This is a genomic window from Paracoccus sphaerophysae, assembly GCF_000763805.1.
In the GTDB taxonomy this organism is placed as follows: Bacteria; Pseudomonadota; Alphaproteobacteria; order Rhodobacterales; family Rhodobacteraceae; genus Paracoccus; species Paracoccus sphaerophysae.
This window is the reverse complement of sequence record NZ_JRKS01000027.1, coordinates 25,471-37,848: the sequence shown is the minus strand read 5'-3', so window position 1 is coordinate 37,848 and position 12,378 is coordinate 25,471. Positions and strand designations below refer to the sequence as shown.

Sequence of the window (12,378 nt, the reverse complement as noted above, 5' to 3'; positions counted from 1 at the left end):
CGGCCCGGCCGCTGCCACCGCATCCCCCGGCGCCGGGGCGATGAAGCTGTCGCCCGGAATGTCGCCCGCGGCCTTCAGCCGCGCCAGCTCCGCCTCGGCGGCGTCACGCTCCATCGGGCCGAGGCCGATGCCGGTCCAGCCGCCTTGCAGCGGAAAGGTCACCACGTTGTCGAACCGCGCCGCCCAGCCGTCCACCACCGCCTGCGTTTCCGGTCCGCGCTTCGCCTCGATCCGCAGCACGACCGGCTCGGCCAGGGCGGATACGGGCGCGGCCACGGGCAGCGCGGCGGCGATCAGGATGGCGAGCTTTCGCATCTGGGTTCCTTCCCTGGGCCTGATTGACCAGCAATTGACCAGCACCGGACCGCGACTTATGAGCGGCCCTGCATTCGCGTCAGTTATGCGAAAGGATGCCCGGATGACCAGCCCCCACGCCCCTTCCGCCGCCCCCGCCGGCAACAGGCCGCGCTGCTTTCAGGACGTGATCCTGCGGCTGCAATCCTATTGGGCGGCCACCGGCTGCGCGGTGCTGCAACCCTATGACATGGAGGTCGGCGCCGGCACCTTCCACCCCGCGACCACGCTGCGGTCGCTGGGCAGCCGCCCCTGGGCCGCGGCCTATGTCCAGCCTTCGCGCCGCCCGACCGACGGGCGCTATGGCGAGAACCCCAACCGGCTGCAGCACTATTACCAGTATCAGGTGATCATCAAACCCTCGCCGCCCGACCTGCAGGACCTGTATCTGGGCAGCCTCAAGGCGATCGGGCTGGACCCGATGGTCCATGACGTGCGCTTCGTCGAGGATGACTGGGAAAGCCCCACGCTGGGCGCCTGGGGCCTGGGGTGGGAGGTCTGGTGCGACGGAATGGAGGTCAGCCAGTTCACCTATTTCCAGCAGGTCGGCGGGCATGACTGCCGCCCCGTGTCGGGCGAGCTGACCTATGGGCTGGAACGCCTCGCCATGTATGTGCTGGGGGTCGAGCACGTCATGGACATGCCCTTCAACGACCCCGCGGCGCCGATCCCGCTGACCTACGGCGACATCTTCCGCCAGACCGAGCGGGAATATTCGCGCTGGAACTTCGAGCAGGCAGACACCGACATGCTGTTCCAGCACTTCAAGGACGCCGAGGCAGAATGCGACCGCATCCTTTCCGCCGCCGACACCGACGCGGCCGGGCGGCGCATCCCGATGGCGCATCCGGCCTATGACCAGGCGATCAAGGCCAGCCACATCTTCAACCTGCTGGACGCGCGCGGGGTGATCTCGGTGACGGAACGCCAGGCCTATATCGGCCGGGTCCGGGCGCTGGCCAAACGCTGCGCCGATCTGTTCGTCACCACCGAAGCTGCCACCGGGGACGCCGCATGACCGCCGGCAAGATCATGGCCTCGATGCTGGTGCTCGTGGCCGTGCTGGCCGGGTTCGCCGTCTGGTATCTGCAGGTTTATGGCTTCTACGAAGAGGTGAACGAGCTGACCGGCGCGCAACAGATCGTCGTGACCCGCCCGGACGGCACCACCCATCCGGTGGCGATCCAGGGCTTCAAGGCCATCGACGCGACCTCGTCGCCGATCCGCTATCGCGCCTGCTTCACGCTGGACCCGGCCGAGGTTGCCGACGCCGCCCCATATCCCGCCGCGACGCCGCTGAACGGGCCGGGCTGGTTCCAGTGCTATTCCTCGAAGGCGCTGACCGCCGATCTGGAGGCCGGCAATGCCAAGGCGATCCTCGGCCAGTCCGAGGTTCATCCGGACGTGGACCGGGTGCTGATCGTCTATCCCGACGGCCGCGCCTTTGCCTGGCACCAGATCAACGACAAGACCCCGGCACGCGGAGTGATGGACTGATGGACCTGCTGATCGAGCTGTTTTCCGAGGAAATCCCCGCCAGGATGCAGCCGAAGGCGCGCGAGGACCTGCGTCGCCTGATGACCGACGGGCTGGTCGAGGCCGGGCTGACCTATCGCTCGGCCGGCGCGTTCTCGACCCCCCGCCGCCTGACGCTGGCGGTCGAGGGGCTGGACGCTCAGTCGCAGCCCGTGCGCGAGGAACGCAAGGGGCCCCGCACCGATGCCCCCGAGGCTGCGCTGCAGGGCTTCCTGCGGTCGACCGGGCTGACGCTGGAGCAGCTGGAAAAGCGGGCCGAGAAGAAGGGCGAGGCGTATTTCGCCGTCATCGAAAGGCCCGGACGCCCGGCCGCCGAGATCGTGGCCGAGGTGCTGGACCGCGTGATCCGCGATTTCCTCTGGCCCAAGTCGATGCGCTGGGGGTCGGGGAACCTGCGGTGGGTGCGCCCGCTGCACTCCATCCTGTGCCTGCTGTCCGACGAGGCCGGCGCGCAGGTCGTGAAGCTGACCGTGGACGGCATCGCCGCCGGCGACACGACCCGCGGCCATCGCTTCATGGCGCCCGCCGCGTTCGCGGTGACCGGCTTTGACGACTATGCCGCCAAGCTGCGCCGCGCGCGGGTCATGCTCGACCCCGCCGAACGCGAGGCCGCGATCCGCCAAGAGGCCGCGAACCTCGCCTTTGCCCGCGGGTGGGAGATCGTGCCCGACGACGCGCTGATGACCGAGCTGGCCGGGCTGGTCGAATGGCCTGTGCCGCTGATGGGCGTGATCGAGGACCGCTTCCTGTCCCTGCCCCCCGAGGTGCTGCAGACCTCGATGAAGGAGCACCAGAAGTTCCTGTCCGCCCGCAACCCCTCGACCGGCCGGATCGAGGGCTATGTGACCGTCGCCAACATCGAGACGCCCGATCACGGCGCCACGATCCTGGCCGGCAACCAGCGCGTGCTGGCCGCCCGGCTGTCGGACGCGGCGTTCTTCTGGCAGAACGACCTGCGCGAGGCGAAATCGGGCATGACCGACTGGGCCGAGGGGCTGAAGGCGGTGACCTTCCACGCCAAGCTGGGTTCGCAGGCGGACCGGGTCGAGCGCATCGCCGCGCTGGCCCGCGAGATCGCGCCGGCTGTGGGCGCGGACCCGGCGCTGGCCGAGCAGGCGGCGAAGGGCGCCAAGCTGGACCTGCGGTCCGCGATGGTCGGCGAGTTCCCCGAGCTGCAGGGCACGATGGGCCGCTATTACGCGCTGGAGGCCGGGCTGGATGCCGCAGTGGCCGACGCGGCGCGGGACCACTATTCGCCGCTGGGGCCGAGCGACGCGGTGCCCTCGGCGCCGGTGTCGGTGGCGGTGGCGCTGGCCGACAAGCTGGACACGCTGACTGGGTTCTGGGCGATCGACGAGAAGCCCACCGGGAGCAAGGACCCCTATGCGCTGCGCCGCGCGGCGCTGGGGGTGATCCGGCTGGTGCTGGGGAATGGGGTGCGATTGGGGTTGTTGAACGTAATCAGGGAGTCGGGTGCAAGGATAAGCTCTCAGCTTAGTTGGGCCACCTATATCCGCGTTGCCGACCAACTCTGGGACTATGGGGAAACGCTAGGATTCTCGCGTGAGGAAATTGAGAAGGCAGCGGCGAGACTGGCAACGGAAGCCGCGCAAAAAGGCATGATCGTTTCCCACATGCGATGGGTCGACGGCGAGAAAGAGGTTTTTGCTGATTATTCGGGGGATTTGAGCGAACTTCCCCGCGACCTCCTCGCCTTTCTCCACGACCGCCTCAAGGTCCATCTCCGCGACCAGGGCATCCGCCATGACGTGATCGACGCCGTGCTGGCCATGGAGAACAACGACGACCTCACCCTCGTCGTCGCCCGCACCACGGCGCTGAACGACATGCTGATGACCGCGGACGGGCCGAACCTGCTGCAGGGGCTCAAGCGCGCCGCGAACATCCTCGCCCAGGCCGAGGCCGCGGATGGCGTCGAATACTCCTTTGGCGCTGATCCGAAATTCGCCGACACCGACGCGGAACGCGCGCTCTTCGCTGCGCTCGACGCCGCCGAGCCGCGCATCCGCTCGGCGGTCGCGGCCGAGGACTTCCCCGCCGCGATGACCGCCATTGCCGCGCTGCGCGCGCCGGTCGATGCGTTCTTCGAGGCGGTGCAGGTCAACAGCGACAACCCGATCCTGCGCCGCAACCGCCTGAACCTGCTGTCCCGCATCCGCGAGGCCGGCCGGCTGGTCGCCGATTTCGGCCGCATCGAGGGCTAACCCTTCCCCCCGTTTGCGGCGGCGGGCGGGCACAGGCACTCTCCCCCCCTTGCCGTTCAGCGCGGAGCCGCCCATGCACGCCGTCGAGACCTTCGAACTCGTCCTCGTCCTGCTGGCCATCGTCATCGGGCTGTCCTGGCTGGCGCAGCGGCTGCGGCTGCCGCCCTCGGCCGCGCTGCTGGTCGGCGGCGGCGGGCTCGCCTTCGTGCCCGGCCTGCCGCATGTCGAACTCGACCCGGAACTGGCGCTGGCGTTCTTCCTGCCGCCGCTGCTCATGGACGGCGCCTATTTCACCGCCCTGGGCCGGTTCCGGCGGCACCTGCCGGGCATCCTGTCGCTGGCCGTGGGCGCAGTGGTGTTCACCACGCTGGTCGTCGGCGTCGTCGCGCACTGGCTGGTGCCGGCGCTGCCCTGGGCCGCGTGCTTTGCGCTGGGCGCCATCGTCTCGCCGCCCGACGCGGTCTCGGCCCGCGCGGTGCTGCAGCACGTCCGGCTGCCCCGGCGCCTGCGGGCGATGCTGGAAGGCGAGAGCCTTCTGAACGACGCCACCGGGCTGGTGCTGTTCCGCTTTGCGGTGGCGGCGACGCTCAGCGGGGTGTTCGACGCAGGCGATGCGGCGCAAAGCTTCCTGGTGTTGGCGCTGGGCGGGGCGCTGGTCGGGCTGGTCGCGGGCGGGGTCTGGATCCTGATCGTGCGGCAGATGGACGACCCGATGCTGATCCTCGCCGCCACGCTGATGCTGTCCTGGGCGTCCTACCTGGCCGGCGAGGCGCTGCACGTCTCGGGCGTGATCGCCACGGTGATCGCCGGGCTGATCCTCGGCTGGTACCAGCACGTCATCTTTCCCGCCGGCGTGCGGCTGCGCGCCGGGGCGGTGGGCGGGACGCTGGTCTTCGTGCTGGAAGCGCTGGTGTTCATCCTGATCGGCTTTTCGCTGCGTGGCGTGCTGGACCGGCTGGGCGGGATCGGCGCGGTCGCGCAGACCATGGCGGTGCCGGTCATGGGGGTGGTGCTGGCGGTGATCGTGGCGCGCTTCGCGTGGATATTGGGGTCCGACGCCATCCTCGCGCTGCTGCAGCGCCTGGGCCTGCGCCGGGCGCGGCCGCTGGGCCTGCGGCAGGGCGTGATCCTCGGCTGGGCCGGGATGCGCGGGGTGGTGACGCTGGCCGTCGCGCTGAGCCTGCCAGCCCAGATGCCGGGCCGCGACCTGATGCTGGTCACGGCCTTTGCGGTGATCTTTGCCACCGTCGTCGTGCAGGGGACCACCCTGGGCGCGCTGATCGGCCTCGTGCGGCCCCGCGACCTGGACCCGCCCGCCAAGCTCAGCCTGTATCAGGCCGAGGCGGCGATGGCGCGGGTCCGAAACGCCCTTGTTGAACGCCACGCGGTCGGCCCCGACGGCACGGTGATCCACCCGCAGCTGCTGGAGCAGTCGCGCCAGCGGCTGCGCTCGACGGAACGGTTCGCCGAGGACGCCCAGGCCTCTTATCCGCGGATGGAGTCGCATTTCGCGCTGTTGCAGGCCAGCATCGAGGTCGCCCGCGCCGAACTGATCCGCATCCACCGCGCCGGGCTGATCGAGGACGAGGTCCTGCACAATCTGGAACGCGATCTGGATGTCGAGGAAATGGGCCTGCAGTTCATGCTGGAAACCTGAGAGGACGGCCCGGATGACCGACTTTGCCAGCACGCGCTCCGCCTTCCACCTGCCCGAGGGCATCACCTATCTGGACGGCAACTCGCTGGGCCCGATGCCGACCCACGCCGCCGATCGGGTGGCCGCGATGATGCGCGACGAATGGGCGGACATGCTCATCACCGGCTGGAACCGCGCCGGGTGGTACGTGCAGCCGCGCCGTGTCGGTGACCGGATCGCGCGGCTGATCGGCGCCGGCGAGGGGCAGGTGGTGATCGGCGACACGCTGTCGATCAAGGTCTTTCAGGCGCTGTCGGCCGCGCTGGCGCTGAACCCCTCGCGCCGGGTGATCCTGTCGGACGACGGCAATTTCCCCTCGGACCTGTATGTCGCGCAGGGGCTGGCGCGGGTGATGGGGGCCGAACTGCGCGTCGTCGCACCCGAGGAGGTCGCGGCGGCGATCACCCCCGACCTTGCCGTGCTGATGCTGACCGAGGTCGATTACCGCACCGGCCGCCGCCACGACATGGCCGCGCTGACCGCGCAGGCGCATGCGGCGGGGGCACTGACGGTCTGGGACCTGGCGCATTCGGCCGGCGCCATCGACGTGGAGCCGCTGGGGGCGGACGCCGATTTCGCGGTCGGCTGCACCTACAAGTATCTGAACGGCGGGCCCGGCGCCCCGGCCTTCATCTGGGTCCACCCGCGCCATGCCGAGGCAGCAGCGCCCTGCCTGCAGGGCTGGATGGGCCACGCAGCGCCCTTCGCCTTCGACCTTGGCTATGCCCCGGCGGCGGGGATCGAGCGGATGCGCGTCGGCACCCCGCCGGTCATCGCGCTGGCGGCGCTGGATGCGGCGCTGGACGTGTGGGACGGCGTCGGCATGGCCGATCTGCGCGCCCGGTCGGTCGAGTTGACCGAGGCGTTCATCGAGGGCGTCGAGGCCGCCTGCCCCGGCGTGACGCTGCATTCCCCGCGCGATCCCGCCATGCGCGGCAGCCAGGTGGGCTTTCGCCATCCGCAGGCCTACGCGGTCATGCAGGCGCTGATCGCGCGCGGGGTGATCGGGGATTTCCGCGCCCCGGACGTGCTGCGCTTCGGCTTTGCGCCGCTGTATAACGACTTGGGCGACGTGGAGCGCGCCGTGGCCGCGCTGGCCGATATCCTCGCCGCCGGGGCCTGGGACCGGCCGGATTATCACCGGCGCGCCGCAGTCACCTAGGCCGGTACACCAGCCGCGACGTCAGGCGAAAAGCGGCTTGGCGGGGGTTTCCTTCCCCCATCCGCTGCGGTTATATGAGGCTCGACCGATCTTTCCCCCGTTGAGCTGTCCGGTGCGTTCCCTTTTCCCCCTGCTTTTCGCGTTCGCCCTGCCCGCGGCGGCCCAGACCGCGGCGCCCGCCCCCGGTGAAGCGCCCGCGGGTCAGCCGGCCCCGGCGACGGACGCGGTTGCCGTCGAATTCGTGCAGGTGCAGGAACGCCCGCTGGTGTTCGACGTGAACCTGACCGGCACCATCGCCGCGCGCGACAGCATCGACCTGTCCTTTCCGCAGGGCGGCCGCATCGCCGAGATCACCGTCGAGGCCGGCGATCGCGTCACCGCCGGGCAAGAGCTGGCCCGCACCGACGGCGTCCAGCAGCAGCAGGCGCTGGCCCAGGCCGACGCCGGGGTCGCCGCCGCCGAGGCCGCCGAACAGCAGGCCCGTCAGGCCGCCACTCGCGCCGCCGAGATGCTGCGCCGCGGCGTCGGCACCCGCGCCGCCCGGGACAGCGCCCAGCAGGCCCTGTCGGCCGCCGAGGGTGAGCTGCAGCGCGCCCGCACCGCCGCCGCGCAGGCCCGCAACGCGGCCGAGGACACGGTCCTGACCGCCCCCGCCGATGCCGTGGTCACCAGCCGCTCGGCCGAGCCGGGGCAGGTCGTCGGCGCCGCGCAGCCGGTGCTGCGGCTGGCCACGCTGTCGGGGCTGGAGGCGGTGATCCAGGTCCCCGACCGCCCGCAACTGGACAGCGCGCAGGGCGCCTCGGTCAGCCTGCGCCCCCTGGACCGGCCGGAGATGCAGCTGACCGGCAAGGTGACCGAGATCGCGCCGCTGGTCGACCCGGCGACCGGGTCGGTCACCATCCGCGCCGCGATCGAGGGCGACCTGGACACCAGCCTGCTGGGCGCCGCCGTGGTCGCCACCGTGCACCTGCCGGCCGGCACCGGCATCGAGGTGCCGTGGACGGCGCTGACCGCCTCGGGCGCCGCGCCCGCGGTGTGGCGGATCGGGCCGGACCGCACGGTCATCATCGCCCCGGTCGAGGTCGAACGCTTCCACACCGGCCGGGTGGTGCTGAAATCCGGCGTCGCGCCGGGCGATACCGTGGTCGGGGAAGGGTCGCAACTGATGTATCCGGGCCGGTCGGTCACCGAAGGGAAGCCCCGGCCATGATGCGACCGATACTGCGCCACCTGATGCTGTCGCTGCTGCTGGCAGCGGGCGCCCTGGCCCCCATGGCCCAGCCCGCCGCGGCCTTCACCCTGCCGTTCCTCGGCGGCAAGGACGAGGCCCCGCCGCCTGCTCCGCCCCGCCCGGTGGTCACCGAGATCGTCGCCGACACCTCCGCCCAGGCGCGCAGCATCCCCGGCGTCATCGCCGCCCGGACCGAGGTGCAGATGGCGTTCCAGACCCTCGGCCGGATGATCGAGCGGCCGGTGGACGTGGGCGACCGGGTCACGCAGGGCCAGCTGCTGGCCCGTCTGGATCCCGACGATCTGACCGGCACCGTGCGCGCCGCCGAGGCCGCGCTGACCGCGGCCGAGGTCAACCTGACCACCGCCACCAACACCGAAAGCCGCGCCCGGTCGCTGGCCAGCCGCAACGTCGCCTCGCGCGCCCAACTGGAACAGGCCGAACAGGGCCTGGCCGCGGCGCAGTCGGCGGTGCGGCAGGCGCAGGCCGAACTGGAACGGGCCCGCGACGCCGAAGGCTTTGCGGTGATGACCGCGCCGATGGACGGAGTCATCAGCGCCGTGACCGCCACCCCCGGCGCCGTCGTGGCGGCGGGCGATCCGATCCTGACCGTGTCGTCCGAAGACAAGGTCGAGGCCGCCATCGACCTGACCGAGGCCCAGCTGGCCGGGATCGAGCCCGGCACCCCCTATCTGATCTGGCGCGAGGGCGACGGCGCCCAGCCCGTCCGCGGGACCGTGGACCGGATCGCGCCGGTGGCCGATGCCCAGACCCGGACCCGCCGGGTCTATATCAACCTCGCCGACACCTCGGGCTTTCGGCTGGGCAGCCTGATCCGCGCCCGGCCCGAGGGCGGCGAAACCACGGTGCTGACCGTCCCCGAAGCCGCCGTCCTGCGCGACGCGGGCGGCGCGGCCTCGGTCTGGATCGTCACCCGCGCGGGCGACACCGCCACCGTCGCCCGGCATCCGGTCACGCTGGGCGATGCCGCGGGCGGCCGCGTCACGGTCACCGCGGGGCTGGACCCCGGCGCCGAGATCGTGACGCGCGGCGTCAATTCCCTGACCGATGGACAGGCCGTTGGCCGGAGAGTCGCACCATGATGAGACGCCGCCGCGGCTTCAACCTGTCCGACTGGGCACTGCACCACCGCTCGCTGGTGTGGTTCCTGCTGATCGTGTCGATGGTCGCGGGGCTGATCTCGTATCGCGGGCTGGGGCGCGAGGAAGACCCGAACTTCACCATCAAGGTCATGGTGATTTCCGCCGCCATGCCCGGCGCCACCATCGCCGAGACGCTGGACCAGGTCACCGACCGCATCGAGACAAAGCTGGAAGAGCTGGACGAGCTGGACTTCACCCGTTCCGTCACCATGCCAGGCCAGGCCATCGTCTATGTCGAGCTGCTGCCCACGGTGCGCGGCGACGACGTCGCCCGGACCTGGCAGCGGGTGCGCAACATGATGGGCGACCTGCGCCCGGAATTCCCGGCCGAGTTCGCGGGCTTCCAGTTCAACGACAATTTCGGGGACGTGTTCGGCAACATCTATGCCTTCACCTCGGACGGCTTTACCCGGCGCGAGATGCGCGACCGGGTCGAGGAGATCCGCAAGCAGGTGCAGGGCCTGCCCGCCGCCGGCAAGACCTCGCTGCTGGGGGTGCGCGAGGAACAGATCTTCCTGGAATTCTCGAACTCGCGGCTGGCGGCGCTGGGGCTGAACCAGGACCAGGTGGTGCAGACGCTGGCGGCGCAGAACGCCATCGCCCAGTCGGGCGTGATCCAGGCCGGCCCCGAACAGGTGCTGGTCCGGGTCGGCGGCCAGTTCGAGACCGCCGCCTCGATCGCCGCCGTCAACCTGCGGATCGGGGACAGGTTCTTCAACCTCGGCGACGTCGCCACGGTGCGCCGCGGTTACGCCGACCCGCCGCAGGCGCTGTTCCGCTACAAGGGGCAGGAGGCGATCGGGCTCGAGGTCGCGATGCGGCAGGGCGAGAACATCCAGACCTACGGCGCGCAGCTGGACGCGATGATGGACGACATCGCCGCCGACCTGCCGATCGGCATCGAGATGCACAAGTTCGCCGACCAGCCGCACGTGGTCGAGGAAGCCGTCGGCCATTTCGTGCAGGCGCTGGCCGAGGCGGTGGGGATCGTGCTGATCGTCAGCTTCCTGAGCCTGGGGTTCCGGGCCGGCTTCGTGGTGACGCTGACCATCCCGCTGGTGCTGGCGATCACCTTCGTCATCCTCGACCTCTACGGGATCACCCTGCAGCGGATCTCTCTGGGCGCGCTCATCATCGCGCTGGGGCTGCTGGTCGACGACGCGATGATCGCCATCGAGACGATGATCTCGCGGGTGGAGCTGGGCGAAAGCGTGACCGAGGCGGCCAGCTATGCGTGGACCTCGATCGCCTTCCCGATGCTGTCGGGCACGCTGGTCACGGTGGCGGGCTTCATCCCGATCGGGCTGAACAACTCGGCCGCGGGCGAGTTCACCTTTTCGCTGTTCGTGGTCATCGCGGTGTCGCTGGTGATTTCATGGATCGTGGCGGTGCTGTTCGCGCCGCTGCTGGGGGTGACCTTCCTGCCCCGGCAGATGGCCCATCACAGCCAGCGCGCCGGGCTGCTGCGGCGGACGTTCCACGCCCTGCTGCGCCTTGCCATGCGGTTCCGCTGGCTGACCGTGATCGCCACCTTCGCGATCTTCGTCGGCTCGGTCTGGGGGATGCGCTTCGTCGAACAGCAGTTCTTCCCGGCCTCGGACCGGACCGAGGTGCTGATCGACATCACCGAACGCCACAACGCCTCGATCGCGCGCACCGATGCCTCGGTCGCGCAGCTGGACGCGTTCCTCAGGGACCAGCCCGAGGCGAAGTTCTGGACCAGCTATGTCGGCCAGGGCGCGCCGCGCTTCGTGCTGGCGATGGACGTGCCGACGCCGGGGCCGTTCATGGGGCAAATCGTGATCCAGACTGCGGACCTGGCCGCCCGCGACGCGCTGAAGGCCAGGCTGAGCGCCTATGCCGCGGCCGAGATGGTCGGCACCGACGTCTATGTGAAGAACCTGGAAATCGGGCCACCGGTCGGCAAGCCGGTGCAATACCGGGTCAGCTCTCCGGACCCCGACGAGGCGCGCGACGCGGCCCGCGGGCTGGCTGCGGTGATTGCCACCGAGCCACGGCTGCGCGACATCGCGCTGGACTGGAACGAGCCCGCGCGCGTGGTCCGGGTCGAGGTCGACCAGGACCGCGCCCGCCAGCTGGGCCTGTCCTCGACCCAGATCTCGGGGGCGCTGGCGGCGCTGTATTCGGGCAAGATGGTGACCCAGCTGCGCGACGGCATCTTCCTGATCGACGTGGTGGCACGCGGCAACGACGAGGACCGGCGCTCGCTGGAATCGATCCAGAACCTGGAGCTGTCCACCTCGACCGGGACGCCGATCCCGCTCGCCTCGCTGGCGCGGCTGAGCTATGCGACCGAGCAGCCGCTGATCATGCAGCGCGACGGGGTGCCCACGGTCACGGTCAAGGCCGCCGTCGCCACCAAGGACCAGCCGGCGACGCTGGTGACGGCGCTGGCGGCGCGGGTGGCGGACTATGCGGCGAGCCTGCCGCCCTCGGTCGACATCGTGGTCGGCGGGACGGTGGAAAGCTCGGCCGAAAGCCAGGCGCCGATCGCCGCGGTGGTGCCGATCATGCTGCTGATCATGGCGACGCTGGTGATGATCCAGATGCAGAGCTTCCGGCTGTCGCTGATCGTCTTTGCCGCGGCGCCCTTGGGCCTGATCGGGGTTGTCGCGGCGCTGGTGCCGTTCGGCGTGCCGATGGGCTTCGTGGCGATCCTGGGGATCCTGGCGCTGATCGGGATCCTGATCCGCAACTCGATCATCCTGGTGCACGAGATCGAATCGCTGCGCGCGCAGGGCCGGTCGAAATGGGACGCCGTGTTCGCGGCGACCGACAGCCGCGCCCGGCCGATCCTGCTGACCGCCGCGGCGGCGAGCCTTGCGTTGATCCCGATCTCGCGCCAGGTCTTCTGGGGGCCGATGGCGTTTGCGATGATGGGGGGGATCATCGCCGGGACGCTGATCACGCTGCTGTTCGTGCCGGCGCTGTATTGCGTGGTCTTCGGGGTGCGGCGCGAGCCGCCACCGGCGGCCGAGCACGCCTGAAGC

General features: G+C 70.5%; 8 protein-coding genes and 1 pseudogene. 8 read left to right on the top strand and 1 reads right to left on the bottom strand.

Annotated features, from left to right (window positions below; genetic code table 11):
* Nucleotides 1-315 (bottom strand): annotated as a pseudogene (locus IC63_RS09500) (peptidoglycan-binding domain-containing protein); the annotation flags it as partial.
* Between the two features lie 103 nt (nt 316-418).
* On the opposite strand from IC63_RS09500, the gene IC63_RS09495 reads away from it, so the two are divergent.
* The 8 genes from IC63_RS09495 (at nt 419) to IC63_RS09460 (ending at nt 12,375) form a co-directional block, all read left to right on the top strand.
* Nucleotides 419-1,372 carry a glycine--tRNA ligase subunit alpha gene (locus tag IC63_RS09495; RefSeq protein ID WP_036719498.1) on the top strand — a complete coding sequence of 318 codons (954 nt, stop codon included), beginning with the start codon at nt 419-421 and terminating at the stop codon, nt 1,370-1,372.
* Nucleotides 1,369-1,851: a DUF6446 family protein gene (locus IC63_RS09490; RefSeq protein WP_036719496.1), complete on the top strand. Its 483-nt coding sequence runs from the start codon at nt 1,369-1,371 to the stop codon at nt 1,849-1,851. Before IC63_RS09495 ends, IC63_RS09490 begins: the two co-directional genes overlap by 4 nt.
* Nucleotides 1,848-4,115, top strand: a complete 2,268-nt coding sequence (glyS, locus tag IC63_RS09485; RefSeq protein WP_036719516.1) for a glycine--tRNA ligase subunit beta — start codon at nt 1,848-1,850, stop codon at nt 4,113-4,115. Before IC63_RS09490 ends, glyS begins: the two co-directional genes overlap by 4 nt.
* 73 nt (nt 4,116-4,188) lie before the next feature.
* Entirely contained in the window at nt 4,189-5,772 is a 1,584-nt protein-coding gene (locus IC63_RS09480; protein WP_036719493.1) for a Na+/H+ antiporter, read from the top strand.
* Nucleotides 5,773-5,785: 13 nt separating this feature from the next.
* Complete coding sequence (gene kynU, locus IC63_RS09475) at nt 5,786-6,973, top strand: kynureninase (protein WP_036719490.1); 1,188 nt, start codon at nt 5,786-5,788, stop codon at nt 6,971-6,973.
* Between the two features lie 112 nt (nt 6,974-7,085).
* Nucleotides 7,086-8,183, top strand: a complete 1,098-nt coding sequence (locus tag IC63_RS09470; RefSeq protein ID WP_052042074.1) for an efflux RND transporter periplasmic adaptor subunit — start codon at nt 7,086-7,088, stop codon at nt 8,181-8,183.
* A complete protein-coding gene (locus tag IC63_RS09465) occupies nt 8,180-9,307 on the top strand; it encodes an efflux RND transporter periplasmic adaptor subunit (RefSeq protein WP_036719489.1) in 1,128 nt (375 codons plus the stop codon). Before IC63_RS09470 ends, IC63_RS09465 begins: the two co-directional genes overlap by 4 nt.
* Entirely contained in the window at nt 9,304-12,375 is a 3,072-nt protein-coding gene (locus IC63_RS09460) for an efflux RND transporter permease subunit (protein WP_408633552.1), read from the top strand. The genes IC63_RS09465 and IC63_RS09460 overlap by 4 nt, the downstream gene beginning before the upstream one ends.
* Nucleotides 12,376-12,378: the final 3 nt, after the last annotated feature.